The sequence below is a fragment of the Cryomorphaceae bacterium 1068 genome (genome assembly GCA_027214385.1).
Taxonomy (GTDB): Bacteria; Bacteroidota; Bacteroidia; order Flavobacteriales_D; family Cryomorphaceae; genus JAKVAV01.
Window position 1 is genome coordinate 148,679 of record JAPVXR010000007.1, and the last position, 23,997, is coordinate 172,675.

At 45.4% G+C, this 23,997-nt stretch carries 24 protein-coding genes; 4 read left to right on the forward strand and 20 right to left on the reverse strand.

Annotated elements, in window-relative coordinates:
- The first annotated feature begins 106 nt into the window (after nt 1–106).
- Nucleotides 107–1,066, forward strand: coding sequence for a DUF6089 family protein (locus O3Q51_10705; GenBank protein MCZ4409284.1), 960 nt, complete (start codon nt 107–109; stop codon nt 1,064–1,066).
- Here the strand turns inward: O3Q51_10705 and O3Q51_10710 are convergent.
- From O3Q51_10710 to O3Q51_10805, 20 genes are read right to left on the reverse strand one after another with little or no spacing between them, the layout of a single operon-like run.
- Nucleotides 1,056–1,811, reverse strand: a complete 756-nt coding sequence (locus O3Q51_10710) for a glycosyltransferase family 2 protein (GenBank protein ID MCZ4409285.1) — start codon at nt 1,809–1,811, stop codon at nt 1,056–1,058. The two genes, O3Q51_10705 and O3Q51_10710, sit on opposite strands and share 11 nt — an antisense overlap.
- On the reverse strand, nt 1,801–2,355 hold the full coding sequence (locus O3Q51_10715) for a WcaF family extracellular polysaccharide biosynthesis acetyltransferase (GenBank protein ID MCZ4409286.1): 555 nt from the start codon (nt 2,353–2,355) through the stop codon (nt 1,801–1,803). Before O3Q51_10715 ends, O3Q51_10710 begins: the two co-directional genes overlap by 11 nt.
- Nucleotides 2,336–3,496, reverse strand: coding sequence for a glycosyltransferase (locus tag O3Q51_10720; protein MCZ4409287.1), 1,161 nt, complete (start codon nt 3,494–3,496; stop codon nt 2,336–2,338). The genes O3Q51_10715 and O3Q51_10720 overlap by 20 nt, the downstream gene beginning before the upstream one ends.
- A complete protein-coding gene (gene asnB / locus O3Q51_10725) occupies nt 3,486–5,360 on the reverse strand; it encodes an asparagine synthase (glutamine-hydrolyzing) (GenBank protein ID MCZ4409288.1) in 1,875 nt (624 codons plus the stop codon). The genes O3Q51_10720 and asnB overlap by 11 nt, the downstream gene beginning before the upstream one ends.
- On the reverse strand, nt 5,360–6,298 hold the full coding sequence (locus O3Q51_10730; GenBank protein ID MCZ4409289.1) for an NAD-dependent epimerase/dehydratase family protein: 939 nt from the start codon (nt 6,296–6,298) through the stop codon (nt 5,360–5,362). The genes asnB and O3Q51_10730 overlap by 1 nt, the downstream gene beginning before the upstream one ends.
- On the reverse strand, nt 6,295–7,332 hold the full coding sequence (locus O3Q51_10735; GenBank protein ID MCZ4409290.1) for a glycosyltransferase family 4 protein: 1,038 nt from the start codon (nt 7,330–7,332) through the stop codon (nt 6,295–6,297). Before O3Q51_10735 ends, O3Q51_10730 begins: the two co-directional genes overlap by 4 nt.
- Entirely contained in the window at nt 7,329–8,651 is a 1,323-nt protein-coding gene (locus O3Q51_10740; GenBank protein ID MCZ4409291.1) for an O-antigen ligase family protein, read from the reverse strand. Before O3Q51_10740 ends, O3Q51_10735 begins: the two co-directional genes overlap by 4 nt.
- Nucleotides 8,652–8,658: 7 nt before the next feature.
- Complete coding sequence (locus O3Q51_10745) at nt 8,659–9,816, reverse strand: glycosyltransferase family 4 protein (protein MCZ4409292.1); 1,158 nt, start codon at nt 9,814–9,816, stop codon at nt 8,659–8,661.
- Nucleotides 9,807–10,979, reverse strand: a complete 1,173-nt coding sequence (locus O3Q51_10750; protein ID MCZ4409293.1) for a glycosyltransferase family 4 protein — start codon at nt 10,977–10,979, stop codon at nt 9,807–9,809. Before O3Q51_10750 ends, O3Q51_10745 begins: the two co-directional genes overlap by 10 nt.
- Entirely contained in the window at nt 10,980–12,092 is a 1,113-nt protein-coding gene (gene wecB, locus O3Q51_10755) for a UDP-N-acetylglucosamine 2-epimerase (non-hydrolyzing) (GenBank protein MCZ4409294.1), read from the reverse strand. It lies immediately after the preceding gene.
- On the reverse strand, nt 12,082–13,293 hold the full coding sequence (locus O3Q51_10760; GenBank protein MCZ4409295.1) for a hypothetical protein: 1,212 nt from the start codon (nt 13,291–13,293) through the stop codon (nt 12,082–12,084). The genes wecB and O3Q51_10760 overlap by 11 nt, the downstream gene beginning before the upstream one ends.
- The gene (locus tag O3Q51_10765; GenBank protein MCZ4409296.1) at nt 13,290–13,691 is read right to left on the reverse strand and encodes an adenylyltransferase/cytidyltransferase family protein; all 402 of its coding nucleotides are present in this window, start codon (nt 13,689–13,691) and stop codon (nt 13,290–13,292) included. Before O3Q51_10765 ends, O3Q51_10760 begins: the two co-directional genes overlap by 4 nt.
- Complete coding sequence (locus O3Q51_10770; GenBank protein MCZ4409297.1) at nt 13,688–14,599, reverse strand: NAD-dependent epimerase/dehydratase family protein; 912 nt, start codon at nt 14,597–14,599, stop codon at nt 13,688–13,690. Before O3Q51_10770 ends, O3Q51_10765 begins: the two co-directional genes overlap by 4 nt.
- On the reverse strand, nt 14,596–15,114 hold the full coding sequence (locus tag O3Q51_10775; protein ID MCZ4409298.1) for an SIS domain-containing protein: 519 nt from the start codon (nt 15,112–15,114) through the stop codon (nt 14,596–14,598). Before O3Q51_10775 ends, O3Q51_10770 begins: the two co-directional genes overlap by 4 nt.
- Complete coding sequence (locus O3Q51_10780) at nt 15,095–15,985, reverse strand: PfkB family carbohydrate kinase (protein ID MCZ4409299.1); 891 nt, start codon at nt 15,983–15,985, stop codon at nt 15,095–15,097. Before O3Q51_10780 ends, O3Q51_10775 begins: the two co-directional genes overlap by 20 nt.
- A complete protein-coding gene (locus O3Q51_10785; GenBank protein MCZ4409300.1) occupies nt 15,982–16,779 on the reverse strand; it encodes a hypothetical protein in 798 nt (265 codons plus the stop codon). The genes O3Q51_10780 and O3Q51_10785 overlap by 4 nt, the downstream gene beginning before the upstream one ends.
- A 55-nt stretch (nt 16,780–16,834) precedes the next feature.
- The gene (locus O3Q51_10790; GenBank protein ID MCZ4409301.1) at nt 16,835–17,863 is read right to left on the reverse strand and encodes a hypothetical protein; all 1,029 of its coding nucleotides are present in this window, start codon (nt 17,861–17,863) and stop codon (nt 16,835–16,837) included.
- The gene (locus O3Q51_10795) at nt 17,860–19,032 is read right to left on the reverse strand and encodes a glycosyltransferase (protein ID MCZ4409302.1); all 1,173 of its coding nucleotides are present in this window, start codon (nt 19,030–19,032) and stop codon (nt 17,860–17,862) included. The genes O3Q51_10790 and O3Q51_10795 overlap by 4 nt, the downstream gene beginning before the upstream one ends.
- The gene (locus O3Q51_10800) at nt 19,022–20,077 is read right to left on the reverse strand and encodes a glycosyltransferase family A protein (GenBank protein MCZ4409303.1); all 1,056 of its coding nucleotides are present in this window, start codon (nt 20,075–20,077) and stop codon (nt 19,022–19,024) included. The genes O3Q51_10795 and O3Q51_10800 overlap by 11 nt, the downstream gene beginning before the upstream one ends.
- Nucleotides 20,078–20,096: 19 nt before the next feature.
- The gene (locus O3Q51_10805; GenBank protein ID MCZ4409304.1) at nt 20,097–21,056 is read right to left on the reverse strand and encodes a glycosyltransferase family 2 protein; all 960 of its coding nucleotides are present in this window, start codon (nt 21,054–21,056) and stop codon (nt 20,097–20,099) included.
- Between the two features lie 33 nt (nt 21,057–21,089).
- Between O3Q51_10805 and O3Q51_10810 the strand changes: the two genes are divergently transcribed.
- Genes O3Q51_10810 through O3Q51_10820 form a run of 3 tightly spaced genes read left to right on the forward strand, consistent with a single transcriptional unit; the run spans nt 21,090 to nt 23,658 of the window.
- On the forward strand, nt 21,090–21,716 hold the full coding sequence (locus tag O3Q51_10810) for a hypothetical protein (GenBank protein ID MCZ4409305.1): 627 nt from the start codon (nt 21,090–21,092) through the stop codon (nt 21,714–21,716).
- Complete coding sequence (locus tag O3Q51_10815) at nt 21,713–22,786, forward strand: DegT/DnrJ/EryC1/StrS family aminotransferase (GenBank protein ID MCZ4409306.1); 1,074 nt, start codon at nt 21,713–21,715, stop codon at nt 22,784–22,786. The genes O3Q51_10810 and O3Q51_10815 overlap by 4 nt, the downstream gene beginning before the upstream one ends.
- On the forward strand, nt 22,783–23,658 hold the full coding sequence (locus tag O3Q51_10820) for a glycosyltransferase (GenBank protein ID MCZ4409307.1): 876 nt from the start codon (nt 22,783–22,785) through the stop codon (nt 23,656–23,658). Before O3Q51_10815 ends, O3Q51_10820 begins: the two co-directional genes overlap by 4 nt.
- Nucleotides 23,659–23,997: the final 339 nt, after the last annotated feature.

Below are 23,997 nucleotides of genomic sequence, written 5' to 3' on the forward strand. Positions count from 1 at the left end.
TCTGCGAAGAACGTAAAAATTCGAAGAGAAGAACCCTCTACGAGGCTCTCTTAAAAGGAAATTGAAAACTATTTTCTATTGCATCCATTCTTCTATCTTTGCGCTTATGCTCAGCCCCCGCATATTATGTTTTGTAATCCTTTTGGGAATAGCTGCACCTGCGTCGGCCCAATACCAGTGGGACTTTGGTGTGGGTGTCGGTTTTTCCAATTACCTCGGCGAGATAGGTGGAGAGGAGGAGACACGGAGAGATTTCATTTTTGACATGAAATTGAACCGCACCCAATATGTTTTCGGAGGTTTTGCTCGATACAAGTTTTCGCCTACATTTTCATTCAATTTAGGAGCCAACTACGGACGTATCCGAGCGAATGACTACAACTCCAAAAACCCTGCACGAGTAGCGAGAAACCTAAGCTTCAGAAACAACATCTTTGAAGTAAGCGGTCGAGCGGAGATCACCTTGTTTTACGACAACGATGTGAGCGGAAAAGGTTATTACAATCCCGATTTTAAAATTTATGCTTTTCTAGGGGCGGGTGTCATGCACCACAATCCAAAGGTGGTATACTACGGTGATTTGGAAGAATTCAATGGAGAGCTTGTTGAATTACAACCGCTTCAAACCGAAGGAGAGGACTATAGCCGGTGGCAGTTCACCCTTCCTGCAGGTTTGGGGCTATATTTTACTCATAATAAGGTGCATCGTTTCGGCTGGGAAATTGGCTACCGTACTACCTTCACAGACTACATAGACGACACGAGTACCGAGTATGCGAGCTTTGATGACCAAAATAGTCTCGCTGCCCAATTGTCCAATCGCACTACTCCTGAAGCTTTAGCTACTGCAGCTGAGTATGCTGAAGAATTTGGACTAGATGTTCCGAATGCGGAAAGTTTTGCCCCCGGAGAGAAGCGAGGTGACCCAACCAACAATGATGGGTATCTCTTCACTCAATTCACTTACTCTTATGTTCTCAAGGGAAGGAGTAGTTTCTACAAAAAGCGGTACAACTGGATCAAGCGCAAGTCGAGAAAACGACGTAAGTCCAGAGCTAAGTTTTAGTAATCAGGAATTGACTGATTTTTCTGAAAGGCTTTTTGATAAAGGTGAACGTCTCAGGTTTCACCCCGTTTAAATCCCAGGCAAGTCTATCTTCCTTATTGGCTCTAATTCTGTTTTGCAAACTGAGATTACTCTGCCCACCTCTTTTCATTTTCACCATAACTTCGGGCATGTAAGTAGTAGAAATCTTTTCCTTGTACAGCACTCTAACCATAAATTCGTAATCGGCACTTGTGGTGAGGTCTGTGTTGAAAAGTCCATATTTATCATAGACTTCTTTCTTGACGAAAAAAGTGGGATGTGGAACCATCCAACCCTTCAAGAAGAAAGAGCGAACAAACTTCCCTGCCTTCCATCGACGAACCACATTTCCAGCTCTGATGCGATCTACATAGTGTAAATCACCATAAAGAGAATCCGTTTTTGACGCTTTAAGCTGAGAAACTACTTTTTCGATAATCGTATCGGAAGCGTAAGTATCGTCTGCATTTAAGATCGCAATGACATCGCCTGTTGCCATTTTGATGCCTTTATTCATGGCAAAATAAATACCCTCGTCAGGTTCAGATACGACTTGATCAATTTTATCGCGGTATTTGTCAATAATCTCGAGTGAGCCATCATTGGATGCTCCGTCAATCACAATGTATTCCAGATCACTGTATGTCTGACCAATCACTGAAAGTATAGTATCTTCCAGTGTATCAACGGCATTGTACGATATGGTAATTACACTAACCTTCAAGGATTTCTCTTGATTTAATTTCCTTCGCAGGATTGCCTGAATATACGGAATAAGAATTGAGATTCGATGTAGCAATGCTACCAACTGATAGGACAGAGTGTGAATAACATGTAATTCCGGGGCAAACCACACTTTTTGCTCCTATCCAAACTCCTTTTTCCAAGATGATTGGCTTTGCCATCAAATCAAAACGTGACTTTTTATAATCGTGATTTCCCGTCAACAGCATAGCGCCTTGAGATATACAAGCGTTGGAGCCTATCGAAACACTGACCAAATTATCTATCCAAACCATCTCACCGATCCATGAATGATCCCCTATAGCTAGGAACCATGGGTACTTTATAGCTACTGAAGGCTTTAGGACAACCCCTTGACCAATTCTCGCTCCAAAGAGTCGCAAAAGTACTACCTTAAATCCTGAAGGCCATGGAAAAGCTGTTCTAAAAAAAAATAAAGAGACGAGATACCACAAAACTCGCTTGACCGCAGAACCCGGTCGATATTCTTTGTTGGTGAAAGAGCTAAGATCTGTTTCGATCATGGAATAAATTCTGGTAAGCCATATGCAATTTATCAAGATTTATTAATGCTGCGGCATTGACCTCAATATTTTTATACTGCAACTTGTATTCCTCATCGGCCATCTTTCCAAGCTTATTCAGAAGAACTGTAAACTCCTCCCTGACAAGGGTCAGATCATAACCCATTTGATTTTCAACCAATTCGCGCCAGGGAGTTTGGTCAGAAATAACGACTGGAACGCCTGTCAACAAAGCTTCTACTATGGCGTGGCCGTAGTTCTCACCAGCAGTAGGAAGAAAGAAAAAATCAGCTTTTGCAGCAACGCCGGGAATATCCTTACCCGGCATTGCACCCAGGAATCTCACTTCCACATTATCGGGCAAAGTTTCTATGATCTTTTTACACCGATTCAAATAACTCTGATCATAAACAGATCCGATCATTTGGAAACTCACGGATATTTCGCTGTCAACGTGCTTTAAGCACTCCAGTGCAAAATGGATGTTCTTTTCAGGAGCGATACGAGCAACGGTGTAAAGGCTAAGTCTATTTTTCTCCTTGGTATGAGATGATCCGGGACTGTCAAGGCTTTGGTTCCCCGGAATATTTGCAACAATTTCAATAGGAACTTTCCCAAACCACGTTGAGATCTGCTCGGACTCAACAGAATTGGTCGCATGGAATTTCACCCCGGAAAAAAGTCCAAATAACTTCGATAGTCTCAGAAAGGTTTTTTTCTTAAATGACTTGATTCCCATAGCAGCAGGGGCCAACATTCCTCTGGGCGCTATCACTACTTTAGTGGACTGATTTCGCAGGGCGATAAGCGGAAAGATGGTGAATGCTTTGCTGAACATACCGTTCAAAAAAGCCATTTGAGCCTTCACTTCTCTAATAATCTTTTTGATATTACTTAGGTCCTGCTTATCGGGGGATAAGTACATCACTTGGGCTTTTCCCACTTGGACCCATTCATTCAGCTTTACACCGCTGTACGACTCATTTTCCAAGTAGTCTCTATCGCTGCACACAACTTTAAAGTCGAATTCATCACCCAGTAGTTCGACGATGTTAGCACAAGAGGTAATCGGCCCACCTGCCTTGTATCCAGGCAGGTACCAATCGCTAAAAATGAGAATGGTTCGATTATCAGATTTCATTTTCGTCGAGCCAAGCTTCAAGAATGCAAAGATGCCATATTCGTGACCACGAAATCTTGGAGTCGCCTTTCAAAAAGCCATTCCATCGCTTGTCAATCGCTTTAGAGTTGAATGCATCGCGGGCACCCAGTTTTTGTAAAGCCTCTCCACAAAACTCTTTGAGCTCATTTCGCATCCAAACTTCCCAAGGAAAAGTAAAGCCCATTTTTGGTCGATTGACAATGGAATCAGGCAAATCATCGCCCATCGCATCTACTAAGAGCTTCTTTGGCGAGTAAGGAAACTTGTGCCTGTCACCGATGCCCATCACCATTGATACCAACTCGTGGTCCAAAAAAGGAACTCTGACCTCTAAAGCGTGAGCCATCGACATTTGATCGGTATCCCTGAGAAGAATATTCTCGAGGTAGGTGGTCAATTCGGCATAAGATACGTGGCTCAGAATGGGAAGGGAAAATCCGGGGTTTCCGTACCCTACTCCTCGCTTCACGAGATTGTAAACGGATGATTCGCCTTGCGAAGCTATCGCCAGCATATCAGCATTTTGCCCTATGGTAGCCACCTCCCGACTAAAAGGGTAGATGTATTCCAAGTCGAATCTATCTTGATTGAGTACACTACGGGTTTTAGACGAAGCCACACCGGGATTTCTCATCTCCAGGAGACTTCCCGCAAGGTCTCTGGCGAACTTGGGAAAGCTCAGAAGCCATTTTTTGTTCTGTAAACTGCGAAACTGCTTAAAGATCGGGTATCCCGCAAAAAGTTCATCACCACCCAGGCCAGAGAGCGCCACGGTGATACCTTGGCTTTTTGCGGCACCCGATACAACGTAAGCGTTGATCCCATCACCTGAAGGATGGTCCATCGCCGACAGAGCTGCGGGAAGCTGGTTGATCAACTCATTTGGAGCCAGCTGAATTCGATGGTGCTCAGTTCCAAATTTTCGAGCTACTTCTTCGGCATATTTGGCTTCGCTAAATTCTTGTTCTTGAAAATCGATATTAAATGTCTTGATCGGGCTGATGGAGTGCTTTGCTGCAAGAGCCACAACTGCGCTCGAATCTATACCACCTGAAAGGAAAACTCCAAGCGGCACATCAGCAATTAGCCGTCGTTTTACGCTGGCATCCAGCGAGGCTCTGACCGCAGCATAGGTATCCTCGTAGCTCATGCCTCTCATGTCGGTGCGAGCAGATTCTGCCAACTTCCAGTAGTACTTTATTTCCTGCTCGTTGTCTGTAATCTTCATGTAGCTGCCGGCAGGCAATGAAAACACACCTTCCAAAATTGTAGCAGGACCGTGTACCGTCTGGTATCTGAGGTATTCGGCAAGAGCTGCAGAATTCAAGTTGGGCTTGGAGTTCAGCCCCGATATCAATGATCGAACTTCACTTGAGAATAAGATTTCATTGTCTTTTCTCAAATAGTAAAGCGGCTTGATCCCCATTCGGTCTCTGCAGAGAAAAAGTTCTTCCTCCTGATTGTCCCAAAGAGCAAAGGCGAACATTCCATTGCATTCGTTGACAAACGAAATTCCCCATTTGGCTAAGCCTGCGAGGAGAACTTCCGTATCGCCGTCAGTCTGAAATGAATATCCCGAGAGTTGTTTCTTCAGTTCACGGAAATTGTAAATCTCTCCATTGAATACAATCGTATAGCGTCCGGAAGCGTCGGTCATAGGCTGATTGGCCCCGTCACTCAGATCGATGATAGACAATCTCCGATGAGCCAGAGCTATTCCGTCACTTACGTGGAATCCTTCCGCATTTGGCCCACGGTGCTTGAGTTTATCAGCCATCTTGCGAATACGCAATTGGGCCGAATCGGAATTAGTGTGTCCGTATATCCCCGCGATTCCGCACATTAATGCGCTGCAAATTGATCAGAGTGAAGAACGTGCTTGATTCCCTCTTCCAACGGCATGAGGTCTCTCCCGAGTATTTTCAACATTTTCGAATTATCGGGCATTCTTCTGGTCATATCACCTTCAGCAAGGGGCGGAAGATGAATGATCTTAGATTTTGAATTTGTTGCTTTAATAATAGTTTGAGCTAATTCTAAAATTGTCACCTCTATGTTTGAACCGATGTTAATCACATCGTTGACCACCTCATCGTTATAAAATGCCTTAACACATGCTTCGGTATTATCCGATATAAAACAGAAGGTTCTGGTCTGCAATCCATCACCATATACGGGAATATCTCTGTTTTCAAGAGCGGCATTGATAAATTTCGAAACCACGAAGTCCTTGCTTTGCTTGGGGCCGTAGGTATTGAAAAACCTAAATATGGTATATTCCAAGCCAAACTCTTGCTCATAAGAGCGCAAGAAGGCCTCGCCGATATTCTTCACAATAGCATATGGTAGACGTGAGTTTAAAGGCGTTGTTTGTTCGTTTTGGGGAATCTCTACGGGTTCGCCATAAACTTCCGAGCTGCTGGAGTAAAGAACCCGCTTCACGCCAGTGTTCTTACTCAAGTTGAGTACATTCTTGATTCCTGCAATATCGTCAAGCACCTTCACAGGGTTTTTTAGTGTCCGCTTCACTCCTACGAGCGCTGCATAGTGAAACACATAATCAAACTGATAGGCATAGAAAACGGACGAAATATCTTCGTATAGATTGACATCACACTTGATGAAATGAATGTTATCGTGAACTCCCTTTGGAACATTTCCAAGGCTTCCCGTTCTCAAATTATCGACAATCACGATGGAGTTCTTGTGATCTTCTGATAAGCGTAAGGCTAAATCGCTGGCGACAAAACCTGCCGCTCCCGTTACCAATATTCTTTTCATTTCTTTCTATTTGCTAATACTTCCACTGTCTTGAGCCATCTCGACACGGTCATATTTTGTCCCAGTTCCTTACTCTCCATGGCCATATGGCGCAGAGTCGAATCGGGCAGTTTTACCATATTTGAAAGTACGCGTTCCAAATCCTTTTTATTCTTTGCCTTGAAGGCAAAACCATTTTGACCTTCATTTAAAAATGCCGTAGCCGAATTTACTTTATCTGAGAGAATCAGGGGAAAGCCCGCTGCGGCAAATTCTTGAACCACGACACCCCAAGGTTCTTTGTGGCTTGGCAGAACGAAGATACCTCCTTTGGACATAAATTCTTTCATTTCTGCGGGCTGCAGAAATCCGTGATGGAAAATGGATGGATGATTTACACGCTCATCCCACAATTCTCCGGTTCCTACACAATGCAGCTCCCACCCCTTTGGACTCAACTCGATAAAGGCATTCCACAAATCAAAGATTCCCTTAAACTCAAGGTATCGCCCGACATAAACAATCCTTTTTGGAAAGTCGGCTTTTTCATTCGCAGTTTTTATCGAAGCAAATGCGGCTTCATCAGCAGTGTAGAAGCCTGTGAAGATTTCGTTTCTCTTGAAGCCCATTTTCTCGGCGTATACTTTTTGTGGTTCGCCGGAAACGAAGGCATAGTCAAAGAGCCGTTTATACTTCGACTTTGCTCTGAGTGATGAGGCTCTGTCTTTTAAAGAGCCCACAAACGCATTGTCAGAAATCAAAACCCTATTGACATCGTAAGGTATTGCCTGCATAGTTGCTATATAGCCTTCATCAATCCAACCGCTACAGAAGATAGCTTGTGCATCAATACCTCTTGCGAATGAGATGAGCCCATCATCGTCAAAATCGTTACGATCGTAGTAGGTCGCTTTGGAAGATTCGTTGAACTCAAAGGGTGCCTCGGGATTGACCGGATAGGCAAGGACGTGTACCTCTACTCCTGAAGCAGCCAAGCGCTCAAAGCAATTCCGAATGTAATCGGCCAACTCGGTATAAAGAAAGATCACTTTCATGCCAATACGGTCGTTTGGAGAGTTTCTTCTTCAGCAGCTTCGGCCGTGAAGATATCGTCTGTTAAAACGGTCAAGCCTATAAAGAATAAGATCGAAAAGGGGTTGAGCGAGGCAGCAAGCCATGACTCAGGTAAAATGCTAAACATCACGAGCCAAAGAAAGGGAAAAGCCAAACGAGAACGAGAGGCTCCTTTGATTACATTTAAAAAGATGGCTCTTAAAAAAAGAAGCAATCCGACTATTCCCGTATTCAGCCAAATTTGAAGGTAGGTATTGTGCACACCTCCTTGGTGGCCGAGATCATTGAGAGCCTCTTGGTTCTTTGCCATTATCCATTCGTCAAAAGCAAACCCCCTACCAAACCAAAAACTGTCTTGAATAGTCTGCCAAGCAAGGTTCCAGGCGATCTGTCTTCCTGAACCACCTTCTAATGTGTCGACTCTGAAAAACTCAGAAAGCCCAAAACTCGTGATTATCACAACGATATTTGAAGCGACCAACTCAGAAATGATGGCGGTACCCAAGAAGGCTAAGAAACCAATCATGGGTGAAACCCGATAAAGCCTGGTGAAAACAAAGAAGATCACTACTGCGATGATCGAGGTTCGCGAACCCGCCAAAACCAAAGAAATCAGGGCGGGAATGACCAGCCACCTCAAATCATTCTTCGAAAATAAATTGGGGAAAACATCTCTTTTCAGATAAACCAAGGCTATGACCAGCGATGCGAATATTCCCATCCCGTTTGGATTTCCAAATACACCGCGATATCTGCCACCACGAGCATAGGTATAACCGGGATCGACAATTTCCAAGACGAAACCCATCAAGATCATGAAGCCCGCAAAAAATATGATGTTCCTAATGGCATCGGTACCATGATCATCGTATGCCTTGATTAAAAACTGGGGAACGATAAAAATCAACAGTATGTAAGACAGCGTCTTCTGCACTGCCAAAGTAGGAATGGGAGACTGGACTAATCCTATCAAGCCTGCTAAAATGAAAGGAATAAAGTAGTAGTAAATTCGGTTGATCTTCGGGAATCGATTGCGTTCAATAACGGCAATAGCACCTAGTGCCAGGATATAGATATTTTTAAATGTCTTGGCAAAATCGGTAGTACTATTGATCGTATCACTAAGGATGAGGACGAAAAGAAAGCCCATCAATAGCTCGAGAAACATAAGCTTTCGCCAAAGCAAAATGATACTGACACTCGCCACGACATAAAACGCGGGAGCATTGATTCGTCCGATTACGAACCAAGCCAGAAAGAGGAGTATGGCACCCTTATTTTCAGAGAGAAATCGGAGCATGAATCAGTTAACTCAGCGTAAAGGTAATCTTCTCAATGGCGTTGAGATTCTTTTGGGCGATAGCCGACCAGAGATAATTTTCTGAAATGATGTTCAAGCTTTTTTCTCGGAGTTTCATTAAGTCAGCAGAATCCATCTCGGCCAATTCGGTGAGCACTCCCGACAGTGCAGCTCTTTGATGAGAAGGTATCAAACGACCATTGCTGTCTGAAACCATCATGGGCACTGCCCCGACGGATGTAGCCAGAATCGCCAGCCCTCTCGACATAGCTTCCAAAATGACATTAGGCATTCCTTCGGAATGACTCGGAACGACTAATACCTGGCAAGTATCAATGGTGTCCCGCAGCATATTCGAATCTGTCACTTCACCGTGATAGACACAATTTGGTGATTTGATTTGCTTGAGCTTTGGAATCGGTCCGACAAAATGAAACTCTATCGGCAGGGTGCTTATGAGGCCACTCAATGCTTTCAAATCGTCCAAGCCTTTTCTCTTCTCGTTTCTTCCAATGAAGAGAAATCGACGTGTACCTTGTTCTTTTTTGGGTTCCGTAACCAGCCAGCTATCGTCAATTCCCGATCCGATCGAAACGATCTTATCAGGGTCAACTCCGATTTTCTCAATCACACCATTGATCTCGCCTCCATAAGAAAATACAGCATCAGCATTGCGATTGATAAAAACCACCGGTGGCCGCAACATAAACTGCTCAATCTTTCCCTTGATGTTCTTGTTTTTCTGGAACATCTCATAGCCGTGAAACTTCACTCCTACGGGCGCCATGTGTTTCCCCTTCTTTTTTTGCTCAAGCAGACACCACGAGGTAAATCCCTTGCAATAGATGAAGTCAAACTTTCCCCACTTATCCTTCAAAAGCTCGTAGATATTACAAGAGTATTGGTACGATTCCCTGAGGTAATGGCCAGGCACATTTTTCATTTGGGGAAAACGCAGAGTGTGGATTTCCAATGCTTCGGAACTGGATTCCATTAACTCATAGATTTTTTCCTTTTTTGGAAAACTATCATTGCCACAAACGCAATGCACGAGAGTGATTTTCACCCCTTTTCGCAAAAGATTTTTCACCAAGTGAAAAGAATGGCGCTGCATTCCTCCAGTGACAAAGGGTGTTATTCCATCCGTGATTACCGCTATGTGCATGCCTTCAATACTTTTTTTGCAGCCGTGTCCCAAGTGTACTCGAGCAAGACTTTTTCATGCCATGCGATGGCAATTTTCTCTCTTAGTTCCGAGTTCTTCACCAGTTTGTCGATGGCGTCTTTTAGCGCTTCAGCATTCGGTTCCACCAAAAGGCCATTTTCTCCGTCAGACATTACATCTCTGAGTGGACCCAAATCGGGCGCAATTACCGGTTTTTTCATCAAACCATACTCAAATATTTTAACCGGCGAGCCATACCAGTTGCTATCGGGCATGCAGCAAATATCCATTGTTTCAATCAAAGGGTAAACCTCACGATGGGGCACACTTCCTGTAAAAATACACCGATCCAATATCCCAAGACTTCTGGCATTCGCCTTTAGTTCTGGTAGAGCCTCGCCATCTCCAACGATAAGGAGACGAGCATCCACACTTGAATCTATTTGAGAAAAAGCGTCAATCAGCAAATCAACCCCATGGTAAGGAAAAATGGAACCTACGAACCCTATGGTGGTTTTTCCTGAAAGCTGATATGACTCGCGAACTGCTACTACATCGCTTGACGAATGTGTAGTCTCGGAAGGGTTTACACAATTCGGAATAACGACAATCTTTGAATCGATATCTGTCAGTTTCTTCTGAAGGTGCTCTTTCAAGTCGCTGCTTACGACTGTCACCAAATCAGACTTTGCCAGAATCTGTCTCTCGTGATCTTTGGCCTGATTGAGGAAAAATGATTTCCCCGAAAAATAGACTCGCTCTTCGGGATAGGGAGCATTAATTTCTGCAACGTGCTTTATACCCACATTCTCAGCGGTTTTTACTCCTGAATTTTGAAGGTACGCGACGCGCTCATAGATTAAGTCAGGTTCAAATTCTTTGATCAATGATCTTAGAGAAGGCTCCAAACTCTTGTCGAAGCGAATCAACTGAAAGTCTTTTAGGGTTTCCCAAAGAATGGATGGGATGAATTTTTTAAACCGAGCAAATTTTGATGGACGAGCATCACCGTACCCGTCACCCCCAAAATCTCCCGCTATGAAAGTTTTGACCTCTACATCCATCTTTCTCCATGCGGCAATCATCTCACGCATATGCGTGCCATACCCCGTCGGGGCATTCAGCTTCAGCTGAGGATGTGGTGAATAGTAGAGAATCTTCATTTATTGACCGATTTCCAAAAATTGCACAAGCCGCTCCATCACGCGCTCGGTGGCCTTTCCGTCCCAAAGATGGGGAATCTCTCCATTTTTATAGTTGCCACTTAAAACAGCCTCGACAGATGTCATGATCCTTGCCGTCTCGAAGGGCAACAAAGTATTTGTTCCGACAGTCAAAGTACTCGGCCTTTCCGTATTCGGGCGCAAAGTGAGACAGGGCTTTCGCAAGAAGGTGGTCTCCTCTTGGATTCCGCCTGAATCAGTCAGTACCAATCGGCAGTCGGCTACCAACTTTTGAAAATCGAAATAACTAAGCGGAGGCAAAATAGTCAAGCCATCAATGGCCGCAAAATCATCGGCGATTCCGAACTCTTCCATTCGCTTGGTAGTGCGCGGATGAGCTGTGAAGACGATTTTCACTCGCTTCGACAGTTCGCGCAGGACGTCTAAAACGAGTAACAGTCCCTCTCTGGAATCGACATTCGAAGGTCTGTGAATGGTCACCAAAGCAAAATCATCTTGATCGGCTTTGATGTCTTTGACAATGGTCGACTCCTGAATTTGACTCGAAAAAGCCACCAAGGTGTCAATCATCGTATTTCCCACAAAGGTCAATCCTGCCTCCGAGATTTTTTCGGATCTCAAATTTTCCAATCCAGAGTCTTCGGTGATAAAATGAATATCCGCTAAGATATCGGCCACCTTTCGGTTGTGTTCTTCGGGCATCTCACGGTCGTGGCTCCGTAATCCACTTTCAAGATGTGCCACGGCTACGCCGCATTTGTTTGCCGCGATAGCTGCCGCCAAAGTCGAGTTCACATCACCAACTACCACGACGATATCAGGCTTGGTAGATCTAAAGTAAGTTCCCAGTTTATCAATGGTCTCAGCTATTTGAGCAAAAGGCTCTCCCTGACCGACGTGAAGAAAGTGGTCGGGCCTCAAGCCGAATTGATCAAAAAATATGCTGGCCATTTTCTCGTCGTAATGCTGGCCCGTGTGCACGATTTCTAGCTCCAGACCATCATAAGTTGCAGCCACTTCTTTAAAGCGAGTCACTTTAATGAAGTTGGGGCGCGTACCCACGATGACGCAAATTCTTCGCTTATTTTGCATTGAGTTCGCTTTTTAACAAATCCGTTAGATCTGCGGTGATTTTAGAAAGGGAATGGCTATTGACCCAATCTTGATTTGGCTCAATTTCTTTTGACTGATCAATGGCTTTCATCAATTCCTTTGTCAATCGATCTTCGTGAATAAATTGTCCGAGTGATTTATTCTCAATCAATTCGCTCAAGTTACTTGGCTTACCGATTGCCAAAATAGGCTTTTGACAGGCAGCCAACTCATAGAGCTTGGTCAATCCATATCGTTTGCCTTCCGGCAAAAAAAGCAGTGAATACTTGGAAGCTTTCACTCGAGTAAAAAACTCTTTACTCGAAAGAGGAGGCAGGGCCTTGAAGAACTCGTTTTGAATCGAAGAGTCAACGAGACTTCCCGTGCGAATTTCGATTTTCAGTTCCTTGGCCTTAGCAAAAGCACTCAACTCAGCCAAGGCAGGTTCCAAGCCTTCGTAGATGGCGCCGCCATAAATCAGGTCGGGTGGATTCTCCACTTCGCCTTTGCTCTTCAAGTCATCATCATCGAAGAAATGCGGCAAAACCGAGAGCTTCTTCGCTTGATCGGGATGCCTTTGCTGCAGCTCCTCGATATTTTGAGGCCATGGCATGGTCACCAAATCGAAGGTATCGACCACTTTGGCTTCTTTCTCTTTTTCGATCTCCAACCTTTCGTTTGAAAGTGCGGAATAGCCAAAGGCCGAACCGTTGACCCAAGGGTCGCGCAAATCGGCCAATGAAAGTACATCGGGATGATTCTCCATTTCAATCGCAGCGAAATACAACAGATCAAACGGGGCACCCGTGGCAATGATTACATCGGGATTGAACTTCTCCATTCGTTGACTGAACAGAGATCGAAAAGCGAGTTGGTCCAATGCGGCCCGATCGTAAGGCGTACCTTTTGTCTTCAAGACCATTTTTCGCAAAGCCATGCGGTACCTCACTTTGTCGATCAAGCGAGCGGGTTGCATTTTCAGCGAAGCGGGAAATGAAGTTTTGAATCGAAATACGGGAATCCCGTCCACATCGGCAGTCCAAGAACTATCGGTCTCGGCGGGCATATCGGCAGAAATGACTTCCACCTCGATGCCAGAGCGCCTGAATTGTTTGGCAAATTTTGCCCAGCGCCTCCCGCCTATTCCGCCTTGTGGAGGAAAAGAATAAGCCACAATCAGGATGCGCTTGATTTCGGTCATTTTCTGATCTGCTCTACCAGTTTTGAGGTGCTATAGCCGTGGCTACGGTCGATGTAGACGATTCGCTTGATGGCATCGCCGGCCGTAATCGGCTTGCCCTCGTAATCGTCGCCGAGAAAACGCACGTGGTAATTTCCCGTCGACATAATCTCGGTCAACTCCTCCTCGGTTTGGTAATCAATAATTTCATCGACGTACTTGATCGATTCGAGCACCATGCGGCGCTCTTCCAAAGTGAAAAATGGCTTGCGCTTACCAGGGTTGATGGCCTCGTCAAAATTTTCGGAGCGATTGAGGGCCACGGTCAGGTGATCGCAGTGTGCCTTGCAGTCGTGCAGCATCAGCACGTGACCGGGATGGTACAAATCGAAAACTCCGCACGCAAAACCTCGAATCATCCCAAGACAGATTTGATGTAAGATTCCAAATCGTACTCCGGCTCCCAGCCCATTACGGCTTTGGCCTTGCTCACGTCAGAGTATGTTATTTCAGCTTCGCCCTCGCGTAGCGGAATGAATTCATATTCGTCCGAAATCATTTTTGCTAAATCGAGCACTGAGACAGTCCCCGAGGCGCCGATATTGAAAGCGGTGTTGAGTTTTTCGGGATGTACCGCCGCCATGTAGTTGGCTTTCGCCAAATCGTACACGTGAATGAAGTCGCGCTTCTGCGATCCATCACCCGTAATCAAGAGTGGTTGGTTCTGCTCCTTTCGGTAAAGAAAGATTCCCACCACCGAACTATAAGCATTGAACTTATTTTCGGGATTGAAACTGCGCGGCCCGAAAGGGTTGAAATACCTCAAATGGACAAAATCCAGAGGGTATCGCGTCGCCAGCATTTGAAAGTATTTTTCTCCTTCGTATTTCTGAAAAGCATAGGGACTCAAGCAATCCACTTTCTCCGTTTCGGGAGTCGGTATCAAATCGGGAGTACCGTAGATGGCGCTGGAAGAGCTATTGACGAATCGCGGAAAGTGATTATCGGCGATCATGAGCTCCACCAAGTGAATGGAAGCCAAAAGATTTTCTTTGATGTGTTCCGTCACCAACTCAAAGCTCGGCTGGATTCTGGGCAAAGCCGCCAAATGAAAAATCGTATCGTAAGGCTTTAATGAGTTAAGCAAAAAGAGCGAATCTTCGATCAGATTGAATCGTGGATTGTCCAAGTTCTCGGCCACATTCGACCGTCGGCCCGTGCTAAAGTTGTCTATTCCGTCGATCTCCCAATCTGTCTTTTCCAAAAGATAATCGAGCAAATTGGAACCGATAAATCCGGCTACACCTGTTATGAGAACTTTCTTCATTGGGCGATTTCATCTAGGATGACGTGGAGAATGACTTGGTGGTAGCACTCTACGATTCCGTAATTTTCGACGGTGGTTTGAAAGTTGACATCGCCCATTTGAGAGAGCTTATTGTCTTTCTTGAATCCCGAAAGCGTCATCACTTTTCCGCCTTTTGCTCGGTGCACATTTACCGCGTTCAAGATGTTGGCAGATTCGCCCGAAGAGCTAATGGCTACCAAGAGATCACCTTCCTGAAACGAAAAGTTGATCCATTCTTTCATGGCATTCTCGTAGCCGTAGTCGTTGGCAAAACAAGTAATCAAAGCTGCGTCGGTAAAACTCATCGTTGGCTTTCCGGCAATCTTCATGTAGTCTTCCATCATGTGGCTGCAGATGGCATTGCTGCCTCCGTTGCCGATGAAGATAACCCGCTTCGCTTGGCGAACCAAGTCCACGGATTGCTCCACACCTTTGGTGATTTCGGGATCGGCAAAGAATTCATCGAATGCCGTTTTATATGAACTGAGCTGCATGTTTTTTCAATTTTTCGAGGGTGACTTCTTCTTCATTGCACAGCCAGGTACACGAAAGGCTGGCGGCCAATGAAGGAACGGTCATCACGTCATTAACGTCTTCAAATTTTAATTCGGCGGCCAGGCAGGCAAAGGCGTAGAAGGTATCTCCCGCTCCGATGGTGTCGACGATTTGCCCTTTGAAGACATCTTGGTGAACATAGCTGGATCCATCGTAATAAACGGATCCGCGCTTGCCAAGAGTGAGAAATAATTTGTCGGCTCCGATCTCGTAGTTGTAGAGTTCCCTGATGGCATCTCTAGAGCTGAAATCAGTTTTTCGATTGACCTGAAGGCTGGCTTCACGCAAATCCATACACGCACTTTTCTTCGGAAAAGACTTCCACTTACTCATGCGGTTGTAGCCGTAATTATTGCTATTAGTTTGGGTCATGTAGTGGTACCGACCATTGACTTTGAGCTCATTGCAGAACCCGTGACCGAAATCGGCTACGATAACCACATCGTAATCATGGGTATTGACCTCAAGCGGCCCGAAATTCCCTTGATCAAATTTATTGATCTCTACATGCTTCTTGGCGTCGTCGGCATCGATGAGTCGTGTTTTTACGATTTCGTTTCCTGTATTCGTAAACACATCCACCTGCTTCACGAAATCGCGGAGGTGATTGGCTATAGCCGATGCACCACCCTGCTGCTCACGGCTGCGCCCGTCTTGATGGGCATACCGAAATACGGGACAGAAAGACTTCATGCTCTGGCCCTCGTACTTTACTTCGATGAACTTATCGACGATGGTCTCGCCTATTACACAGACTTTAAAGTCTTTCACCGCCTCTGAAAAGGAATTGATTTTATCTTCTAAACTCATTTCAATCTGCTAAAGAGTCCTCTTTTCGGTTTAAAATTAAGTGGATCTCCGAAGTGCTTTTGCCTGATTTTCATCAGATCGGTTTTCACCGGAAGGAGCGCTTCAGGCAGTGCAGCCCTCCATGCTCCAAACCCTTGCAAGTAGCGAAAGTAGTTGTTTTCAGAAAACTTGCCGCTAGCGGTAGCTGTAATGCTTTCGGGATTCAGGATTCGAACGTAAACCGACTCCTTGGGGTGAACGATATTTCGACCGCTGAAAAATATACGCCACGCTCTTGAATGATCGCAAGCGAAGAGATAATTCTCGACACTTCGGCTCCGCTCAGTGTCCGCACTCAGTGGTCGTGGATCATCTACTTTGGTCATGGCCTTTTCAAAATTCATAATGGCTGTATTCGGAATCCAGTCCCTTTTTTGACGAGAGGCGAGATCGGTAGCCAAATCGTAGAAGAAGTGCTTTCGGTCGTAGGCAATGTCGAAGTCGCGGTTGGCCAATTCATCAAAGACCATGGGGTTAATCAAATCATCGTCGTCGAGGCGCACGAGGTACTTGGCAAGTTGTGGCAACTTAGCCAACTGATCTCCTGCTTCTTTCAATTTCTCTTCTTTGGTGGTGCCTTCGCAAACGATCGTTTTAAAATGGGGATGAGTGATCTCTGCATCACCGAGGAGCCATACCACAAAACTCGATTCGAGCTGGGCCACTTGCTGAAAACAAAGCTTCTGCAAGTCCTTTCGAAGTGAAGCTTCTGCGAGATCGGGGCTGGTTGGAATGAGAAAAAGGTAGTCGAGCATGTGGAGCAGCGAAGGTCGGAATTATCAATCGATTATTGGGTTGATGTACCGAGAATTAAGCGTTCTCCTTCTCCACCGAAAATTTCTTCGCTTCCTTTTCTATCTCATCGAGGTTGAAAGCGTACTTCAGTGGTTTTCGGGTAAGGTTTTTTCGAAAGCGGAGGGTGTCGAATAATCCTTTGATGGGTGGCTCGCCGTTGAAGATGAGCAGCACGGGAGTGTTTACGTAGGCACCCATATGCACGGCACCTGAGTGTTGGGTGACGATGAGCTTGGCCTCGGCGCAAAACTTGAGGGTATCCGCATTATCGGCCGAGACTTTTACCTCGATGTTTCCATCGCCTTCTACCTGAGCACTGAGGGACGGATGACCGACCAAATAGACTTTTTCGAAATAGGGGCTCAAGCGGCGGGCGATTTCCAAATAATCCCAAGGGCCGCCATTGTTGGGTGTTACCTCTCCGCCTTTTTTGCGAGGAAAGATTACCACCGAATCGGTGGGGTTTTCGCCGTAGGCTTTCGCCAAGTTGTACTTGTGCTGACGGCCTTCGAGCTGCCAATTCCGCAAGCCGTGCCAGTAAAAGTCAGATCGGTCAATGTCCAAAAGCGGCATTCCGCTCGACTTGGCCTTTTTTCTCCAAGCGTCGATCACGGAGGCGACATCTTTAGGGACTTCATTCTGATTGGCGCTGGGCTTTATCTCACCAAAGAAATCGCGAAGCTCGGTGAAAGTCTCTACGATCGATTCTCCTTTTTCGTCTACCATGAAGGGCTTGTGCAGGCTCATACCGCAGTAGTGAATCTTCACCCCTTTCTTGTGGAGGTGCATGAGGAAAGGCAGATTGTGCAAAAGGAAATGTCCGAATTCCCCTTTGAAAGGGCCGTAAAAGCAGGCCTTTTCTTTGAGGGCTTTCTTGTAAAATCGATCCAGCGCCAGAGCGTACTTCTTGTACTCCATGCCAAAACCGACCTTTCCCTTCCAGTTCATCCTGTCTTGGATAAGTTCAATGGCAGTGGCATCAGTGCGGCTGATGTACTTCAACTCGGATCTACGGATGCCATATTTTTCCAGTACGGGAATCATTCTTTGAATAAACCTTTCTTCACGGCGTCGGGCCCAAATCGGGATTTGACGTCTTCCACAATTTTTTTAGGATCGTAAATATCGTAATTCGAAACCAATTCTCGCAAAGCTTCGGTCAGCCCCTTCCTACTTCCCTCTCTGAAAAGGATTCCATTGGTGGAATTGATAATTTCTCGGGTTCCATCGATATCGGAAGAGATGGCGGGAATGCCCCGAGCCATGGCTTCGATCACCACCACGCCGAAGGTCTCAGCGCGAGAAGCCAGCACGAACACATTCGACCGATCGAGGAGGTCTTTCACCTCATCGCGGTTGAGGTAACCTGGAATATCGACTTGAGTGGAAACACCTAGTTTCTTGGCCAAGTCAATCAAAGGTTGCTTGAGCTTTCCATCGCCGGCTATCACCAATCGGTAGTTCTCGTCTCCTCCAAAAGCTTCTGCGAAAGCTTCGATAATGAGGTCTTGCCGCTTCCGCGAATCCATGATGGCCACATTGCAAAAAACGAAAGGCTTCGTAGAGCGCGGCTTGGGATTTTCAACGAAGAAATCATCGGTAATGACATTGGGCACCAGCTCGAAAGGAACTTGAAAAATTCGCTCCATTTTTTCAACATAAGCGCCTGTCACGGCAAAGCGTCGCTCTACGTTTTTGACGAACTTTTTTCTTTCCTCATCGGTGTCAAATGGATTGGCACAAGGGAAAACACCTGCTTCGATATTCGGGGAATTCTCCATGTACCAAATGGGAAGATCAAATTTCTCGGAGAGGTGGTGTGAGATGTAGGTATAATCGAAAATCCCATGGTGAAAAATCACGTCAGGCTTGCCGTGAACAGAAATGTAAGCTTTGAGATTCTTAACGGAAGCACTGAGTATGTTCCCTTTCCTTTCGGCAATGGGATCTCGAGAATAACGGAGCGGACGCTTGTGAACAGCCAGATTTTCGATGAAAGTGATGTCACCCCTTTTTCGAAAGTTCAGGAGTTTCGATTTATCAAAACCTGCCTTTACATAGTTTCCAAAAGTTGTTTCACCATTGAGCATGATGGCGCATTTGCAGCCACGCGATTGCAAAGCCAAAAGGTGAAGCTCTACAAAGGTTCCCTCAGAGGTGGTAGGAGAAGGATACCAAGAGCTGATAAAGAGCACGTGTGGTTTATCCTGCATAATCGGCGAGGGTAACTTTGCAGTAGGTTTTGCTCGGGTAGAAGATCAAATCGCCAAGGTGAGAACGGTAAAACTTCTCCAAGGCACGCTGCGCTTTAGGCAGGCGATTCCATTTCATATTGTGCTTAAAGCGAATGTACTTGACGCCAAGTTTGTAGCGGTTTTCATCAACCAGATTTCTGTCCTTGGCCGCTTGCCAATACTCCAAGCCACACTCGCGTGCCTCCTTACCCAACTCACCGATATGCCAACGCATCATTTGGGCTAGGTCGAGCAAATATCTCGAGAGCAATAATTTCTTTTCTTCTCCCAATTTCCCCGCTTTTTCGAGTAGTTCAGCGTGATGCAAAATCATTTCAAATCGAAATTGAAAATGCTCAACCGTTTGTGATTGAAGACGCGGAAGACTGTGAACCTCTTGGCGATAAAAAACATCGGGTTCAACATGGAAATACTTGTAAGAAAAATCAGCTATTAAAGCTCTGACATGAAGGTCGTAATCTTGCTGACTATGGAGGCTATCATCAAATCCACCCAGCTCATCGAGAACGGATTTTTTCCAAATGGGTCCTGCTATCAGCCATACGATATCTCGATTGAGAAACCGATTCAAAGGTGTCTCGTCCGTAGGAATATTGCAAATGATGTCGCTATCGCCGAGTTTGGTGTGAAAGAGCCCCATAGGATAAACGGCGTAATCCAATTCAGGATTTGCCCGCATGGTCTTGACTCTCCTCTCCAGACAGTCGGGAGTGAGCAAGTCATCGCTATCGAGGAACATGACGTATTCCCCTTTGGCGGAAGCCAGACCTTGATTGCGGCAAGATGATGCTCCTTTTTTTCCCTGATTTTGCTGATAGATGACCCGTTCGTCAATCACCGACAGATTCTTGGCGAGCTCGTCGCTGCCGTCTGTCGAGAAATCGTCGACGAAGAGGAGCTCCCAATCGAGCATGGTTTGCCCCATGACAGATCGGATGCAATCTTCTACGAATTGACCCTTATTAAAATTTGGGGTGATAATGGAAACAATGGGTTTGCTCATCGAGTGGGCGCAAAAATATTCATTCTCGGCCACTTGGCACGTAGTAGTCCAAATGGTTTTTCACGGGCAGACCGACTACTGTTTTGAGGAAATACTGCACTTTGGGAATTTTCCAAAAGTCAGAACTCGTTTTCATGACGAAAAGTGCTGCTTTGAAATCAGCCAGTTTGCGGCTTAGCGCTGATTTTTTTGACAAGAGTCGATTCTCCTCATAGTGGTATTTGAGGTAGAGATCGAGCAGAATGCGTTGGACGGATTCGGGCTGATCTTCTGATTTGGCCCAAGCCATTAGCATGGCTGCCATGAGCACTTTGTCGGTGGCGGTGCGCTCGCTCACCGAAGTGGTGTTTCTGCCATCTACCGTTCTCAAAGCCACCACTTTCTTCAGGTCTCCGCAGTAGATTTTATGGGTGAGAACAAGCCTGGCCAGCCATTCGGTGTCCTCTCCTATTTCGAGTCGTTCGGAGAAACCACCGGTGTCTCTTACAGCGTGAGATTTGACGGTAAGGCCACAAACGGAGAAGTGACCGTTTTTGCCGAAAGGCTCCATCTCGTGAAAAACCTCACCGGGATCGACGTGGATTCGGAGCATGGTCACTTGATCACTCCCCTCCTGCCCGAGCGCCTCAAAAACGCCATCGGCATCGGGATGTGTGGTGAAGACTTCGCGAGTGTGCACAAAGCGATTTGGCATCATGTAGTCGTCGGCATCCAAGAAAGCGAGAAATGGTTGGGTGGCATTTTTGATTCCGAGATTGCGAGCTGCACCTGCTCCCAGTCGCCCGCCGTTGGAGTGTAGCAGGCACTTCACTCGTGAGTCATTTGCAAAGATATTCTGAACCAAAGTCGCTCCATCGTCGTCTGATCCGTCGTCGATTACCAAGACTTCGGCGGTCTCGGGTTGGCTCAATGCACTCTCGACAGCACGCTTGACAAAGCGCGCCTGATTGTACAGAGGGATGATTACCGAAACTTTCAAGATATTTGGAACTTTACTTCAGACAAATATAAGATGGCTGAGAAACCGAAAGAAAAGGTTTTTTGCATTGGATTGAACAAGACAGGAACTACTTCATTGGAGAAGTTCATGGAGATTCATGAATTTTCTTGCGGCGATCAAGTAAAAGGTGAGTTGCTTTTAAGTGATTTTTCTGCGGGAAACTTCCAAGCTATCCTCGATTTTTGTGATTCGGCCGATTTTTTTCAAGACCTACCCTTCAGTGCTCCGAATTGCTATAAAATTTTGCTGACCGCTTATCCCGACGCAAAGTATATTTTAACGGTTCGAGATAATGCTGATGTTTGGTATGATTCCTTGGTTCGTTTTCACGAAAGCGTTTTCGGTAAACCGCTGACCAAGGAATTGTTGATGAGTGTAAAGTACCGATACGTGGGCTTTGCTTGGGAAGCGAATCGAGCGCTGTACAATAGCCCCGAAGGAGATCCATACAATCGTGATAGCTTGATCGAAACATACAACACGCATCGCTCTGAAGTTATTGATGCTTTTGAAAATCGCAAGAACCTCTTGGTACTGAATGTGGGAGAAGAGAAAGCCTTGTCGAAGCTTTCAGTATTTCTAGAAATTGAGCCAATGATCGATGAAATGCCTTGGCTAAACAAAACGGTGAAAGCATGAGAATACCGGTGACGAAACCCTTTTTGCCGTCGAAAGAGCGCTACAAGGAAATAGTGGATCAGATTTGGGACAGCCAATGGCTGACCAACAACGGCGTATTTCTGCAGCGATTCGAAAAAGAGTTAGAGCTATTCTTGGGTTCGAGTCACACTTCGGTGGTGACCAGCGGAACAATGGCCCTTCAATTGGCATTGAAAACGTTGGAGCCGGGAGGTGAAATTATCACGAGTCCGTTTTCGTATGTGGCTACTACATCGGCTATTGTTTGGGAAGGCTTCACTCCGATATTCGCCGATGTTGAAGCAGATTCGCTTTGCATCGATCCGTCAGAAGTCGAAAAGAAAATCACGAGTAAAACTAAGGCCATTCTGGCGACGCACGTTTACGGAAACCCTTGCAAGATTGATGAGTTGGAGCGTATTTCGTCAGTTTACGGAATTCAGCTATTCTTTGACGGAGCGCATGCATTTGGTACGAAATACAATGACAAGTCAGTACTGGAATATGGAGATATTTCCGTTCTCAGCTTTCACGCCACCAAGCTTTTTCACACCGTAAATGGAGGAGCAGTCTTTTGTAAATCGGCAACAGGAAAAGAAAAAATCGATCGGTTTAGAAATTTTGGTCACGTCGGTGTCAATGAGTTTGACGGTGTAGGCATTAATGGTAAAATGTGCGAATTCCACTCGGCGATGGGGCTTCTCAATTTGGAAGTAGCCGATGGGCTAATCGCTAAAAGAAGGGAGCAGTGGCACTTTTACCGCAAGGGAATCGAAGGCAGTGAATTGGGAACAATTTCACTTAGTGATGAAGGCGGATACAATGGCGCTTATTTTCCCGTGATATTCTCGAATTACTCGAAATTGCAAAAAGCTATAGATTTAGCCACGGAAAAAGGCATTGAACTGAGAAGGTATTTCAATCCTTCGCTTAATAAACTGGACTACGTTGATTACCAATCATGCCCAATAAGCGAGGATATTTCAGAGAGAATTTGCTGTCTGCCTCAATACCACGATTTGACCAATAAAGAACAAAGTGAAGTACTAGAATTAATCTTGTCCATATGAGTGAACCCTTAGTTTCAGTTATCGTTTTGACTTACAATCACGAGCGATTTATCAAATCTTGTCTGGAAGGAATTCTGAATCAGGATTACGAGAACCTCGAGTTGATCGTATGCGATGACTTTTCTGAGGACAAGACTTGGGAGATCATTGAATCCATTGACTACGAAAAGGGCAGAATAAGATCTTTTAGAAATAAAGAGAATCTCGGGCCTTCCAAGAATTTTGTATTTGCGTTAGAACAATGCAAAGGTGACTTTATAGCCCTTTGCGAAGGTGATGATCTTTGGACAAATTCTTCCAAACTCACACTGCAGATGGAAGGAATGAATGCTGATTCGAGCGTTTCATTGGTGTATGCGGATTACTCGAAAATTGACGACTCAGGAAAAGAAATAGCTGTGAAAGTGCTGGAAGAGCAGCCCGCAAAGTTCGAATTGAAAGACATGCTATCCAAGCATGGCCCTGCCACAAATTCTATCGTGATTCGAAAGAGTGCTTTTCCAAAAAAATTTCCGAGCACCTTTTTTGAAGTTCTCAATCCAGATGTTTTTATCATCGGATTTGGACTTTATTCAGGAAGGCCACACTATGTCAATAAAGTGCTCTCAGCTCATCGTGAACATGACGCGGGCATTTGGACTTCGCTCGATCGATTTGAGCGTGGGCTCATTCGCTATTCCACTTTGGTCAAATTCTACCAAGCCATCGGCGATCGGCAATTGGAGAAAGAAGCTTTGCAGCTTTTTGAACGCCAAGTTATTTTGGCCAGAGAGAAAGATCGCGAAGTGTTTCAGCAATTTTTTGATGAGCTACCGATCAGTCGCAGGTGGGCGCTGGGTTTGAAGTGGGCTTACGCGAATATAAAAGGGTGAAAAAAATTTCCTTTGGATAATCAGAAATTTACAATTTAACTGTTCTCACAAAGAATCATTGTTCTCTTTCTGTTCTTTTCCCTTAGAAGAAAAGAACCAAAACTAAGCGGAGCGACCTCATGAACACCTTATAAAAAATGGACATAAGTGAATAAATCATTTGTTTTCCCAAGGTGTGTCTTCGGTCGCTTCTGAAAAAATAAGCGCCCTCTCGACACGCTCATTCAAATTATTCGCTCCCTGCGGTGGTCTGCATAATTTGCCTTGAGCTGCACTGTGGGAAAACCTTGAGAATTCAACGGGCATCGAGCCCGATGAATTTCATTAAGATCGTGACTC